The organism is Paeniglutamicibacter sp. MACA_103 (assembly GCF_045798555.1).
GTDB lineage: Bacteria > Actinomycetota > Actinomycetes > Actinomycetales > Micrococcaceae > Paeniglutamicibacter.
The window spans coordinates 67,513-80,860 of record NZ_JBIXLN010000022.1; the positions used below are offsets into that span (position 1 = coordinate 67,513).

Sequence of the window (13,348 nt, forward strand, 5' to 3'; positions counted from 1 at the left end):
CATGAATGTGGCTTCGCACACATCCCTCTCTGACTCACGGTGTCATGTTACGGCCCGGCCTAGACTCAAGACATGGATCCGGATCTCTTCACCACGATTCCCTCGGGCACCCGCGTGGTCATTCGCTATCGCCTGGCACCCGACGAGCAGGGAAGCGCCGGCGAGCGGCTGTCCGATGCCCTGGGCAACGTGCAGTCGGTGACCGAGACCCACGTGGTCCTCGAAACGCGCGGCGGCATGGTCTCCATCGACCGCGCCGGAATCACCCACGCCAAGGCCGTCCCTCCCCCGCCGGCCCGGCGGCCCCGGCGCTGACCGGCCGGCAGACAGCCACACGCCGAGCGATTTGAAAGTTTCAATCAGTGGCGTGATTTCCCGTATGCTGAAACCATGGCCACAGATGAAGAGGTACAGGCCCGTGCCAGGGCGTTGAGCTCCCCGCTCCGTCTTCGCATCCTGCGACTTTGCTTGCACGAATCGCGTACCAACAAGGAAATAGCGGACATGCTGGACATCAATCCGGCGACCTCGCTCCACCACGTGCGCACCCTGCTCTCCAACGGATTCCTTGCCGCCGAGGAGACGCGCCGGGGGAACCGCGGTGCCAAGGAAGTGCCCTACCGCAGCACGAAGCTCTCCTGGGGGACCAAGCTGCCGGATGCCGCCCCCCTGCTCGTTGACACGTTCCTCCAGGAAATCGACGGCCTGGCCCCGCAGGAAATCCAGGTCATGCGCGTGGGCCTGAAGCTCAGCGAGGCCACGCAGAAGGAGATGATGTCACGCATCCACGCGGTCATCGAGGACTACGCCATGCGCGATGCGGAGCACGACGGGGTGGCCACTTCCCTCTTCCTGGCACATCACCTGGACATGAAGTCGTCCAAGAAGGCCACCGGCGCGGCCTAACCCCCCGCCAACCAATGACAGGACCCCGCAGAGCGTGCTCTGGCGGGGTCCTGTCATATATGTCTTGGTGTTGCGTTGGGTGAAGGCCATATCGGCCCGCACCCGGGATCAGCCGCGGGTACGTGCTGCGGCGCGCAATTGCCGGGAGACCAGCAGGATCGACACGATGACCGGGACGATGATGCCGTACACCCACATTCCCCCGGCCAGCGCCGGGCCCGGAAGCATCTCGATGAACTGGGTGGAGACGATCATCTGGTTGTTCGTGTCGGTCGAGATCAATGCCACGAACACGTACGTTGCCAAGCCGGTGAGCGCGCTGACCCACAGTTTGCCGCGCAGCAGCCCCACCCAATAGGTCAGGGCCCCGGTCAGCAGCAGCGCCAGGGCGGCGCCCCAGGGAATCGGGATGTCCCCCGCATAGCCCAACGAGGCATGCAGGATTGTTCCCACCACGGCGGCAAGCGCCCCGGCCGCCAATGCGGCCAGGACGCTGCCCAACGTGGAGGCGGTTACGCCATTCGCCTTGTTAGGACTTTGCCCGGGCACGGTTGGCCTTGGCGCGGTCGCCGGCGTTCAGGATGAGCTTACGGATACGGATTGCCTCCGGGGTAACCTCAACGCACTCGTCTTCGCGGGCGAATTCGAGGGACTCTTCCAGAGTCAGGTTGCGCGGCGGGGTCATGTTCTCGAAGGTGTCCGAGGAAGCCGCACGCATGTTGGTGAGCTGCTTTTCGCGGGTGATGTTCACGTCCATGTCATCGGCGCGTGAGTTCTCGCCGACGATCATGCCCTCGTAGACCTCGGAGGTCGGTGCCACGAAGAAGGACATGCGCTCCTGCAGCTTGATCATCGCGAACGGGGTGACGACGCCGGAGCGGTCAGCCACGATCGAACCGTTGGTGCGGTATTCGATCGGGCCGGCCCATGGCTCGTAGCCCTCGGCCAACGAAGCGGCAATGCCCGCACCGCGGGTGTCGGTGAGGAAGCGGGTACGGAAGCCGATCAGGCCACGTGCCGGAACCATGAACTCCATGCGGCACCAGCCGGTGCCGTGGTTGGCCATGTTGGTCATGCGGCCCTTGCGGGCAGCCATCAGCTGGGTCACTGCGCCGAGGAATTCCTCGGGTACGTCGATGGTCATGTGCTCCATCGGCTCGTGAAGCTTTCCATCAATCTGCTTGGTAACTACCTGCGGCTTGCCCACGGTCAGCTCGAAGCCTTCGCGACGCATCTGCTCGACGAGGATTGCCAGTGCCAGTTCGCCACGGCCCTGGACTTCCCAGGCGTCGGGACGCTCGGTCGGCAGGATGTTCAGCGAAACGTTACCGATCAGTTCCTTGTCAAGGCGATCCTTGACCTGGCGTGCGGTGACCTTGGCGCCCTTGACCTTGCCGGCCAGCGGCGAGGTGTTGATACCGATGGTCATGGAGATGGCCGGCGGGTCGACGGTGATCAGCGGCAACGGCTTCGGGTTCTCGATGTCGGTGAGGGTCTCGCCGATCATGATGTCTTCGATGCCTGCAACTGCGACGATCTCGCCCGGTCCGGCGGACTCGGCCGGAACACGGGTCAGGCCCTTGGTGGCCAGCAGTTCGGTGATCTTCACGGTCTTCAGCTCGCCGTCCTGGCGGGCCCAAGCAACCTGCTGGCCCTTGCGCAGGGTGCCGTTGAAGATGCGCATGAGCGCCAGGCGGCCCAGGAACGGGGAGGCGTCAAGGTTGGTGACGTGTGCCTGAAGGACTTCGCCCTCGGTGTAGGTCGGGGCCGGAACGTGCTTGATGATGGTCTCGAACAGCGGCTCGAGGTCCTCGTTGTCCGGCATGGTGCCGTCGGCGGGCTGGTTCACCGAGGCGAAGCCGGCCTTGCCCGAGGCGAAGACGATCGGGACGTTCAGGATCTTGTCCAGGTCCAGGTCCGGGGCTTCGTCGGCCAGGTCCGAAGCCAGGCCCAAGAGCAGGTCCATGGAGTCGGAGACGACGCCGTCGATGCGGGCATCGGGACGGTCGGTCTTGTTGACCACGATGATGACCGGCAGGTTGGCAACGAGTGCCTTGCGCAGCACGAAGCGGGTCTGCGGCAGCGGACCTTCCGAGGCATCCACGAGCAGCACAACGCCGTCGACCATGGACAGGCCGCGCTCGACCTCGCCACCGAAGTCGGCGTGGCCGGGGGTGTCGATGATGTTCATGGTCATGTTGTGGCCGTTGGCGGCCGGGCCGTTGTAGAACACGGTGGTGTTCTTGGCCAGGATGGTGATGCCCTTTTCGCGTTCCAGCTCGCCAGAGTCCATCACGCGGTCTTCGGTTTCACCGTGGCTGTCGAAGGCACCGGTCTGCTGGAGCATTGCGTTGACCAAGGTGGTCTTGCCGTGGTCAACGTGCGCAACGATGGCTACGTTGCGCAGGTCTTCACGAGCGATGATGGTGGTATCTGACATGCGAAAAGGCTCACTTCTTCTAGAGAATTTGGGTCTCGGGGGTCGGGGCCACGACTGACCCAATTAACCATTCTAGTCCTAATGGGAAATCTGGTGTGAAACGTGCCTTATCTCACGCATGAACACTTGGTCGTGCTGACCCGTGCGGGCCGGCCCCGCGGCTCCCGCAGCGACAGATATCTGTCGCGCGCCGCCTGCCCGGCCCCTCCGCCAGCCATCCACCGCGGAGCGCTTCCCGGCAAAGAAACAGGGCAGTTTCAGGAGTGTTCCCGAAACCGCCCTGCCTGCCGCCACGCCGTGAAACCGGCGTTGCAGTCACTTGTTGTTGGTGCCTAACCCATCGGGTTCACTGGCCCGGCGTGTGCCGGGGGTGCCGGTGGCGGCTGCTTATTCTCCAGCTTCTGCAACGACCGGGCGGCAACTTCGCGCCCTCCCAGCCCGTAGGCGAGTGCCGCGGCCAGTGCACCGCCGATCACCACTGCGCCGAAGGCCATGTTGATGATGGAGTCAGCGATACCCATGTACTTCAGGCCCATCGCGATGAACAGCGCGATCGTGGCCCAGCGGATCACCGTGGCCGCCGTTCCCGGGCCGACGATCGAGACCACGATGTTGGCGATCAGGAACCCCGCGGCGATGATCAAGCCGCCGAAGAGGACGCTGCCACCCAGTGCCAGGATTTGGTTTAGGATGTTGGTGACTTCCGGGAAGTTCAGCTGACGCGCCGCCATGATGCCGAAGAACAACATGATGGCGATCTTCACCAGCAACGCAATGATGGCCGAAGCGCTCCTGTCGGCAGGGACGATGCCCCACTTGTGCACTACCGAATCGGTGCCGATTCCCTGCAGCGTGCTTTCCAGGATCGTTCCGACAAATTTGGCGATGACGAAGCCGATGGCCAGCAAGATCAATGCAGCGATGATTTGCGGGATCGCATTCATGATCATCGTCAGCATCTGCTGGGCGGGATCGGAGATCGCGGCGATGCCCAGCACCTGCAAGGCACTGATGCCCACCACGATCACGATGATTGCGAAGAGCAGGTTTCCGATGATGGAAATGATCTTGGCATTCTGTTCACGTGTTGCGACCGGGTCGACTTCGGTCTCCCCGTGCCTGAATCGTGCAGTGAGCCTGCTGAAGTCGACAGCGCCCAATGCCGTGGTCACCAGCTGCCGCACGATCTTGGCGATCATGTAGCCGATGAAGAAGATGATGCCCGCACCGATAAGGTTCGGGACGAAGGCCATGACCTTGCCGAGCAAATCCTGCACCGGAGCCAAGACCTCGGAGAGCGCAAAGACCTGCAAGATGGCAACTAGCCCAAAGAGCCAGATGATAAGTGCCGCAATTTTGCCGAGTGATTCCCCAAGTTGTTGTCCGTCGTTGCCCTGACGCTGCAACCCTTTAACCCGCCCCACGAGTTTTCCAATGGCCCACTTGACTACCTTGGCCAACAGCCAGGTCACCAGCAGGATTATTACGGCGATGGCGACCTTCTGCGCCATGCCGGCCCAATCAAAACTTTCCATGTTCATGAGAAATCCTTCACTTGGAGGAGTCGTGCCTGCGAACCGCTTATCCTTTCCGAATTGTGTGCTGACTATAGACAACATGTTCCGCGACACTAAAACAACCAGTGGGATCAAGGCCCGGATTCGATATCAGCGTTTGTCACGTCACAGTTCGACGGTTTCAATGCCTGTGGCATGTCAAAACGACGCATTCTATCCATCGCTTGTAATTCACACGACGCATTCAGTGTTTTTTGGCCTTCGCCGACGTCGTCACCGAATGATGGCAGCACGGGCTTTCATTTCCAGGCATCCCCCCAATGCCTGGATTTTGCGCAACCACGGGGTTTTTCGACCAACACGCTTTTTCCATCGGCGCCGCCCACCAAGACCCGACAATCGAGCGTGATCCTCGGTATGGCGGGACGACTTCCACTTATATACAACTAGAAGTTCTCTCCGGGTCGGCCGGTGCTCTCGCGGCTGCGCGCCGGAAGGCAACTTGGGCATCGCCTCGGAACGCCACCGTGTTCCGTGGTTGATCGGGACTACGGGACCTTCACTCAGGCGCACGCCGCCTCGAGTCCGGAAGGTGCTTCACGACCCCAACCGCATCAGGACGGGATGTCGACGATGACCGGCCCTGCTTCGACCGGTCCCCCGCAGCGTTCGCTTCCCCCGACACGCCGCCATTGAAGTGCGACGTCCCGTTCGACGAGCACGTGCCCCGTGGTGCCCAGCACGCGCAGCGTGAGCGTTTCCGGCGTCGACATTGCCACCGATGCCTGCCAAGTCCGCTGGTCGACGCGGGAAACGAAGAACGGCGAGGCAATCGCATGCAGCGTCGGCGTGGCGGCAGCCGGTGCCCCCGGAGCCAAGGGCCGCAACGGATCGTCGGAGTCCGGCGGAGCCGACGTGACGCACTCGCCGTCAGCACACACCCCGACGGCTGCGACATCGTGCACGGCCCCGGTGAGGCGGATGCCGACGGTGTTGATCCAGCCGATCGCCGGGCATGGCCCGGAAACTGAACACCCCGGTACGGCCAATGCCGCGAGCAGCAGGGCGGCAAGGCCGGTTGGCCTTCTCCTACGCATGCCGGCCACGCGCAGGCACCCTCATCCCGGCTTCCGGGCGAGGACGAGCGCGCCCGGGACCTCGTCGTCGGGCCGGAGGATTGATTCAGACTCGATGAGGAAACCGGCACCGCGCAACCAGTCGGACACCGTGCGCGTTTGCCGCAGGTGGGTGTCCAAGCTGATCGGCGCACCGGTGTACCCGGTCGAGGAGTGCCGGGTCCAGTCGCCGACCTTGAAGCCGACGAGAACATGGCCTCCGGGCCGCAACACGCGATGGAACTGGGCGACCACGCCCGGCATGGCCTCGTCGGGAACATGGATCGTGGACCAGAACGCGACGACGCCGGCGAGCGAACGGTCCCCCGCCTCGAGGTGCGTCATCGTGCCCTCCTCGAAGCGCAGCCCCGGGTAGTCCCGCCGCGCAATCGCCACCATCTCGGCGGAAAGGTCGATCCCGAACGCCTCGACGCCGGAGTCGTGCAAGTGCGCGGTGACGTATCCGGGCCCGCACCCGATATCCGCCACCTGCCCGCCGCCGTCGCGGCGCACCAGCTCCGCGAACAGGTCCAGATGCGCCCGCAGGTGCGGATGGGTCTCCAGGAACCCCTGCACCTCCTCGGCGTACCCGGCGGCATCGGAGTCATACGAACTCCGCGTCTCCGCGAGCCACGTGGAGGATCGGCCAGACGCCCCATTCGGTTCACGCATCAGTGTCCCTTCCCGCGATGGCGCCGCACATGGTCGACGAGTGCCGGCACGAGGGTGTCCCACACCGGCGGCTGCGCCTCGTGCCCCATGCCGTCGCCGAAGCCGTCGGCCGGAGGTGGCCGTCCTCGGTCGACTTCACACGTCAACCGTCCCGCGGCGGCATCGCCCCGTCAAGGCGGGGGGCGCGTTGACTCAGAATTAATGCTCGCGTGAGGTGGTTGACGGCCTATGCGCCATGGGCAACCATGGAAACTCCAGTTGCGTTCTTGGACCCATCATTCGATGGGGAGGAACTCGCAAGCCGTACCGTTACCACCGAGGTGTGCCCGCCATGACGACGCGTGAGGTAAACGGCGTGAGGCTCGGCATTGAGTGCTTCGGCGATTCGGCCGCGCCCCTGGTCCTGTGCGCAGGAGGCACCACCATGCTCTCCTGGCCGGACGCGCTCTGCCATTCCCTCGCGCGCGGCGGCCGGCGCGTCGTGCGCTACGACCTGCGGGACAGCGGCACATCGACCACCGGTGATCCCACGAAGCCGACATACACGCTGCGCGACCTCGCCGCCGACGCCGCGGCGCTCGCCAGCGAGCTCGATGACAGGCCCGCCCACTTGGCGGGCATCGGAGTCGGCGGAATGGTCGCCCAGATCGCTGCCCTCGACCACCCGGAGGCGTTCTCGGCGCTCACCCTCGTCGGAACGCGACCGGTCGCCCCCGGGCGGGTCGATCAGGACCTGCCCGACCACGATCAAGCGACGATGGGAAAATTGTTCTCGCGATCCGGGCCCGACTGGTCCGACCGCGACGCGGTGGCCGACTACGCGGCCGAAAGCGCGCAGATCCTCGGCAACGACCCGGCCGCGGCTCGGGCCGTCGCCGCACGCATCTGGGACCGCACACCCAGCGGGTTGCCCGCTGTGCACATGGCCAACCAGCTCGGAATCGTCTTCTCCAAGCTGGACTGCAAGCCACGCTGGCGCGAGCGCCTCGCCAGCCTCGCGCTGCCCACGCTGGTGGTACACGGCCGCCGCAACCCGTTCTTCCCGATCGGCAACGGCGAAGCGCTGGCACGGGAGATCCCCGAGGCGCGGCTCCTCGTGCTCGACGAGTCATCGACCGCGATCCCCGACTCAGCCGCCGATGAAGTCGCAGCGGCGATGCTGGAGCTTTGACCACAGCCCGACGGCTCGTTTACTGCCACCATCCGACTGGCCCACCAAGGGTTCAGCGCTGCCCCGGCGTGCATTGCTGGATCACGGCGATGGCCTCATCGACAAAGGCTTCCCGGGAGAGGTCTCCGGGACGACGAGTGCGCTGGCCGTGCCGCTGCTGGATGTTCTGCCTGATTCCGGAACCTTTGCTGGATTCCTCCATCAGGCTTTGCCCAAGGTGGCGCAGTGCGCCAGTAACGCAATGCCTTGAACCCGAATTCGACGTGACGCCAAGAGCTCCCTATCCGCATTCATCCCCGGAACCGGAATCATCACGTATTACGGCGGCCAACCACCGTGTCGATGGCAACGCCCCGGCCAACTCGTGGATGAGTTGACCGGGGCGGAAGCGCGAATAAGAAGCGGAAACGTGCTTAAACGTTGAAGCGGAATTCCACCGAGCTCTGGTATGGACCAGCCTCGACAAAAAACGGAAAACGAAAGAGACGTAGCCAACGTCTTCGAACGAGCCGAATCAAGTTGGAGAGTTCGAAGAGTTTGCGCCTCGGGACTTGCAAAGGCACGCGGCCGCGACGCTGAAGAAGCTCCTGTCCGACGAGCACGTTGAGCACGGGATGGAGCTCGACTCAGATTCCGGGATCACGAGATACCTGGGCGCAGGACGGGCGCGAATGCGTGGTGAGGTCAAGGGGATTCACCTGAAACGGCTGGCTCTGATTGCCCATCAGGTTGGCGGCATTCGGCTCGGGGGCTGGGTTCGTCGACGGCGGGTGGTTAGGCTGGGTGGATGGCGACAGTTATTCTCGTGCGGCACGGCCGTTCCACAGCCAATGCCACTGGACTGCTCGCCGGGCGGGCTGTCGGCGTCAGTCTGGACCAGATCGGGCGGGACCAGGCGGCCCTTACCGGAGACCGGCTCGCGCCCGTGCCCTTGGTCGGGGTGGTGTCGAGCCCTCTTGAGCGTTGCCAGCAGACGGCCCAGTTCATTCTGGATCGCCAGGCTGGCGCGCCGTACGCGCCAGTCGACCTCGATCTCACCGAGTGCGATTACGGCCGATGGCAGGGCCGCATGCTCAGTGATCTCACGACCGAGGATTTGTGGCCGGTTGTCCAGTCGCAACCGTCCGCTGTCGTCTTTCCGGGCGGTGAATCCCTGGCCGCGATGCAGGCCCGGTCAGTGGCAGCAATCCGCCGCCACGATGCAGCATTCGAATCCGAGCACGGGCCAGGGGCCGTGTGGGCCGCAGTGAGTCACGGTGACATCATCAAGTCAATCCTCGCTGACGCGCTAGGCATGCACCTTGACCTGTTCCAACGTATCAATGTGGGCCCCGCCTCCATATCGATCGTGCGCTATGGCGCTAGTCGGCCAAGCGTCTACGCGACCAACACCGATGCGGGTGATCTGTCGTGGTTGTCGAACGGCATCGACTCCGGCGATGCGCCGGTTGGCGGCGGTGCAGGTCAAAAGGCGCCGTGAAGCCCATGGGCCTAGAATACTGACATGCCTACACGTGTTCACGAGTTTTCCTGGCCTGATCGGGTCGTCATCGGCACCATTGGCCTTCCGGGGGCGCGTACGTTCTACCTGCAGGTGCGCGCAGGGAAGCAACTCGTGAGTATTGCCCTGGAGAAGCAGCAGTCGGCTCTGCTCGCGGAGAAGATCGACGAAATTCTCGACCAGCTCACCACCGTGGAGAACAACCCCTTCAGCATCCCCACGGGTACTCCCATTGAACTTGTCGACAATGACCCGCTCGAGTCCGTCCAGGAGCAGTTTCGCACCGGGGCCATGAGCTTGGGGTGGGACCCAACCACGGCCCAGATCGTCATTGAGGCGCACCCCATCACCGATGACGATTCCGATTCCGATGACAACGACGAATCGCTTCATGAGGACGGGGCCAACGAAGCCGAAATGCTGCGCGTGCGAATCCCGGTCGGCACCGCCCGCGCATTCGCCAAGCGCACCCGCGAGATCGTGGGTGCTGGACGTCCTCTGTGCCCGCTCTGTGGTTATCCCGTAGACGCTGACGGACACACCTGCACCCTTCCCGAAGCCTGATGCCAACGCCGGACCTAGTGGCCGCCGAGCTGACTCTCACCGGCCGTATCACGACGGCTTCAAACGCCACTTTTCTAGGCAGCATCGGCGGCGTGGTGGTGGTCTACAAACCGATAGCCGGCGAGAGTCCGCTGTGGGATTTTCCCCAGGGAACGCTGGCCCACCGGGAGGTGGCCGCCTATCTGGTCTCGCAGGCCTTCGGCTGGGGCGTCGTGCCCCGCACCTGGCTGCGCGATGGTCCGATGGGCGAAGGAATGGTGCAGCTCTGGCGGGAGCAGGATCCCGCCCAAAACGCCGTGAACTTGATCGCGGCGGACCATGTGCCGGAGTCGGGCTGGAAACATGTTCTCCAGGGACGAGATGAGAACGGACGGATGGTCGCCCTCGTTCACGAAGACTCGCCGGCGCTCAGACGCATGGCGGTGTTCGACGTCATCGTCAACAACGCCGACCGCAAAGGCGACCACATCCTTGCCATGATTGGCGGACACCGGCACGGCGTGGACCATGGACTCACCTTTCACCGCGACCACAAGCTTCGCACGGTGCTGTGGGGCTGGCGGGGCGACGCCCTGACCGCCGACGAAGAAGACGGCATAGATCGTGTCAGTGAAGGACTGCATGGTGAGCTGGGCCGAAACCTGGCAGGCTTGCTCAGCGCCGAAGAAATCGCATCGCTCGCCGCGCGCTGCGACCGGCTGCGCCTGGCAGGGCGGTTTCCGGCTCCGAGCGGTGAGATGCCGGCGGTGCCCTGGCCGCTTTTCTAAGGGAATTACGGCTACTGGCTTCGCAGTCCGTGTCACGTTGAGTCGTCCTCTAAAGGCGCGCCCGCGGGGCGGATCCAACGCCAGGCAAGAAGGATGCCTTAAGTTCTTTGGCCAATCTTGATTGCGGCCACGAGTTTGGTCACCCGTTCGGTATGCAGCGGGATGCTGGCTGCGTTGAAGCGGCAACCGCTCGGAAAAGCGCATGGCCGCCAAGAACGCATGTTCTTGGCGGCCATCGCAAAGGTTTCCAGGAGGTCAGGACCTACACATTGAAGCGGAACTCCACGACGTCGCCGTCCTTCATGATGTATTCCTTGCCCTCGATGCGGGCCTTGCCCGCGGACTTGGCGGCAGCAACCGAACCGGCCTCGACCAGGTCCTCGAAGCCAAAGACCTCTGCCTTGATGAAGCCTCGCTGGAAGTCGGTGTGGATGACGCCGGCGGCCTGCGGGGCGGTCGCGCCCTTGGGGACGGTCCAGGCGCGGGTTTCCTTCGGGCCTGCCGTGAGGTAGGTCTGCAGGCCGAGGGTGTCGAAGCCGACGCGGGCCAGCTTGTCCAGGCCGGACTCGGTGTAGCCGGCGTCCTCGAGCATCTCCTCGGCTTCTTCCTCGGTCAGCTCGGCCAGCTCGGACTCGAACTGCGCGTCAAGGAAGATGGCCTCGGCCGGTGCGACGAGGGCGGAGAGCTCCTCCTGCATGGCGGTGTTGGCCAGGCCCTCTTCGTCGGTGTTGAACACGTAGATGAACGGCTTGGTGGTCATCAGCTGCAACGGTGCCAGCTCTTCGATGTCGATTCCGGCGGCCTTGCCTGCGGCGTAGAGGGTCTTTCCCTCCTCGAGGACCTTCTGCGCGGCCTTGACCACGTCGATGAAGGAGGCCTCGATCTTCTTGGCCCGCAGTTCCTTTTCGAGGCGCGGCAGCTGGTTCTCGATGGTCTGCATGTCGGCGAGGATCAGCTCGGTGGCGATCGTCTCGATGTCCGAGGCAGGGTCGACCTTGCCGTCGACGTGGATCACGTCGGGGTCCGAGAATGCGCGCGTCACCTGGCAAATGGCCTCGGCCTCGCGGATGTTGGCCAGGAACTTGTTGCCCAGGCCTTCACCCTCGGAGGCGCCTTTGACGATGCCGGCGATGTCCACGAAGGACACCGTTGCCGGCAGGATGCGCTCGGAGCCGAAGATTCCGGCGAGCACCTTCAGGCGGGCATCGGGCAACGGCACGACACCCACATTGGGTTCGATGGTCGCGAACGGGTAGTTGGCCGCGAGGACCTGCGCGCGGGTAAGAGCATTGAACATGGTTGACTTGCCGACATTGGGCAGTCCGACGATTCCGATTGTAAGAGCCACGGGAATAGAGTCTACCGTTCAAAACCGTCGGTGCGTGCTGGGATGGTTGTCACATGGATGCATTGTTCTGGGTGGCGGCCTTCTGCTCGCTGGTTGTTGGGTTCATTCTGGGTGTCATTACGTGGTGGTTTGTGAACCGGGTGCCGAGGTCGGCCGCTCTGGCCGAGACCGGCGCGGTTCGCGACGAATTGGCGCAGACCGCGCAGTTGCTGGCCGGGGCGCAGGCCCAGGTGGCCGAACTGCGCGAGCGGGCCACCGAGGATCGGGTGCGCGGGAACGAGGACCAGTCGGTGCTCCGTGCCTTGGCACCGGTGGCCGAGCAGCTGCGACAGGTCCGCCAACAGGTCTCCACGCTGGAACGTGACCGTGTGGAGCAGTTCGGGCAGCTCAGCGAGCAACTGGTCCAGGCCGCACAAAACGATTCCGAACTATTGCGCACCACCAATTCGCTGGCCGCCGCCATGGGCAACAATGCCGCGCGCGGCACCTGGGGCGAGGCGCAATTGCGCCGGGTGGTCGAGGCCGCGGGAATGCTTGCCCACGTGGACTTCACCGAACAGTTGCGCACCTCCGAGGGATTGCGCCCCGACATGGTGGTTCGCCTGCCGGGAAACAAGACGATTGCGCTGGATTCAAAGGTCCCGCTGGCCGCCTACCTGAAGGCGCAGGAGCTCTCGGCTGCCCCGGACGCCGCTTCACGCGCCAAGGCGAAGGAGCAGATGCAGGAGCACGCAAAGGCGCTGCGCCGCCACGTCGACGCGCTGGCTGCCAAGTCCTACTGGAATGCCGTGGACGGCAGCCCCGAGCTGGTTGTGTGTTTTCTGCCCGCCGAGTCGTTCCTGGCCGACGCGCTGGGCGCGGATCCCGCGCTGCTGGACCACGCGTTCGGCAAGAACGTCGCCCTGGCGTCCCCCGCGACGCTGCTGGCCATGCTCAAGGGACTGGCGTTCGCGTGGCGGCAGGAGCTGCTGACAGAGAATGCGCGCGAGCTCTTCGTGCAGTCCCGCGAGCTGTACGAGCGGCTGGGGACCATGGGCGGCCACGTGTCGAAGCTGGGTGCCTCGTTGCGCGGAAGCGTGGAAAAGTACAACGCGTTCGTCGGTGCGCTCGAGGCCCGGGTGCTGCCCAGCGCCCGGCGCATCCGGGACCTGGATCCGGGGCTCGGTGCGGAACACGATCCGGCCGCGGCGCTGCATGGCCTACCGGTCATCGAGGCGACCCCGCGCGCGCTCGGTGCCGGTGAGCTGCTCGATGCGGCCGAGGACGCGGCGTCGGGTGTGCTGCCGTTGACGCGGCGCGACGCCCGGGACTGAGGCTTCCATCGGGCGACCGGCCCCGGGGCAAGCG

The 13,348-nt window shown here is 64.4% G+C and carries 14 protein-coding genes; 7 read left to right on the forward strand and 7 right to left on the reverse strand.

The features are described 5' to 3' along the window. Window positions 1-72: 72 nt before the first annotated feature. Both ACIPVK_RS12010 and ACIPVK_RS12015 read left to right on the forward strand, forming a co-directional pair. Window positions 73-315, forward strand: a complete 243-nt coding sequence (locus ACIPVK_RS12010; protein ID WP_407612208.1) for a hypothetical protein — start codon at window positions 73-75, stop codon at window positions 313-315. A gap of 75 nt (window positions 316-390) precedes the next feature. Beyond that, complete coding sequence (locus tag ACIPVK_RS12015; RefSeq protein ID WP_407612209.1) at window positions 391-906, forward strand: helix-turn-helix domain-containing protein; 516 nt, start codon at window positions 391-393, stop codon at window positions 904-906. Between the two features lie 108 nt (window positions 907-1,014). Here the strand turns inward: ACIPVK_RS12015 and ACIPVK_RS12020 are convergent, their stop codons facing one another. The 5 genes from ACIPVK_RS12020 to ACIPVK_RS12040 all read right to left on the reverse strand — a co-directional run bounded on the left by ACIPVK_RS12020 (window position 1,015) and on the right by ACIPVK_RS12040 (window position 6,650). Further along, window positions 1,015-1,407 carry a hypothetical protein gene (locus tag ACIPVK_RS12020; RefSeq protein ID WP_407612210.1) on the reverse strand — a complete coding sequence of 131 codons (393 nt, stop codon included), beginning with the start codon at window positions 1,405-1,407 and terminating at the stop codon, window positions 1,015-1,017. Window positions 1,408-1,435: 28 nt separating this feature from the next. Further along, on the reverse strand, window positions 1,436-3,346 hold the full coding sequence (typA, locus tag ACIPVK_RS12025) for a translational GTPase TypA (protein ID WP_407612211.1): 1,911 nt from the start codon (window positions 3,344-3,346) through the stop codon (window positions 1,436-1,438). 332 nt (window positions 3,347-3,678) lie between these two features. After that, window positions 3,679-4,887, reverse strand: a complete 1,209-nt coding sequence (locus tag ACIPVK_RS12030) for a mechanosensitive ion channel (RefSeq protein WP_407612212.1) — start codon at window positions 4,885-4,887, stop codon at window positions 3,679-3,681. Between the two features lie 590 nt (window positions 4,888-5,477). Next, window positions 5,478-5,969 (reverse strand): hypothetical protein, encoded by a 492-nt coding sequence (locus ACIPVK_RS12035; protein WP_407612213.1) that lies wholly within the window; start codon window positions 5,967-5,969, stop codon window positions 5,478-5,480. Between the two features lie 12 nt (window positions 5,970-5,981). Next, window positions 5,982-6,650 carry a class I SAM-dependent methyltransferase gene (locus ACIPVK_RS12040; protein ID WP_407612214.1) on the reverse strand — a complete coding sequence of 223 codons (669 nt, stop codon included), beginning with the start codon at window positions 6,648-6,650 and terminating at the stop codon, window positions 5,982-5,984. 331 nt (window positions 6,651-6,981) lie between these two features. Between ACIPVK_RS12040 and ACIPVK_RS12045 the strand changes: the two genes are divergently transcribed. Then, window positions 6,982-7,821, forward strand: a complete 840-nt coding sequence (locus ACIPVK_RS12045) for an alpha/beta fold hydrolase (RefSeq protein ID WP_407612215.1) — start codon at window positions 6,982-6,984, stop codon at window positions 7,819-7,821. A gap of 52 nt (window positions 7,822-7,873) precedes the next feature. Here the strand turns inward: ACIPVK_RS12045 and ACIPVK_RS12050 are convergent, their stop codons facing one another. Beyond that, on the reverse strand, window positions 7,874-8,023 hold the full coding sequence (locus ACIPVK_RS12050; RefSeq protein WP_407612216.1) for a hypothetical protein: 150 nt from the start codon (window positions 8,021-8,023) through the stop codon (window positions 7,874-7,876). A gap of 585 nt (window positions 8,024-8,608) precedes the next feature. Here ACIPVK_RS12050 and ACIPVK_RS12055 point away from each other — a divergent pair. The 3 genes from ACIPVK_RS12055 to ACIPVK_RS12065 are packed head-to-tail and all read left to right on the forward strand — an operon-like array spanning window position 8,609 to window position 10,653. Then, window positions 8,609-9,301 (forward strand): histidine phosphatase family protein, encoded by a 693-nt coding sequence (locus ACIPVK_RS12055; protein ID WP_407612217.1) that lies wholly within the window; start codon window positions 8,609-8,611, stop codon window positions 9,299-9,301. Window positions 9,302-9,325: 24 nt separating this feature from the next. After that, entirely contained in the window at window positions 9,326-9,886 is a 561-nt protein-coding gene (locus tag ACIPVK_RS12060; RefSeq protein WP_407612218.1) for a DUF3090 domain-containing protein, read from the forward strand. Then, window positions 9,886-10,653 (forward strand): SCO1664 family protein, encoded by a 768-nt coding sequence (locus tag ACIPVK_RS12065; RefSeq protein WP_407612219.1) that lies wholly within the window; start codon window positions 9,886-9,888, stop codon window positions 10,651-10,653. Before ACIPVK_RS12060 ends, ACIPVK_RS12065 begins: the two co-directional genes overlap by 1 nt. A 262-nt stretch (window positions 10,654-10,915) precedes the next feature. Here ACIPVK_RS12065 and ychF read toward each other — a convergent pair whose 3' ends face one another. Next, window positions 10,916-12,001: a redox-regulated ATPase YchF gene (ychF, locus tag ACIPVK_RS12070; RefSeq protein ID WP_407612220.1), complete on the reverse strand. Its 1,086-nt coding sequence runs from the start codon at window positions 11,999-12,001 to the stop codon at window positions 10,916-10,918. A 53-nt stretch (window positions 12,002-12,054) separates the two neighbouring features. On the opposite strand from ychF, the gene ACIPVK_RS12075 reads away from it, so the two are divergent. Continuing rightward, window positions 12,055-13,314 (forward strand): DNA recombination protein RmuC, encoded by a 1,260-nt coding sequence (locus tag ACIPVK_RS12075; RefSeq protein WP_407612221.1) that lies wholly within the window; start codon window positions 12,055-12,057, stop codon window positions 13,312-13,314. Window positions 13,315-13,348: the final 34 nt, after the last annotated feature.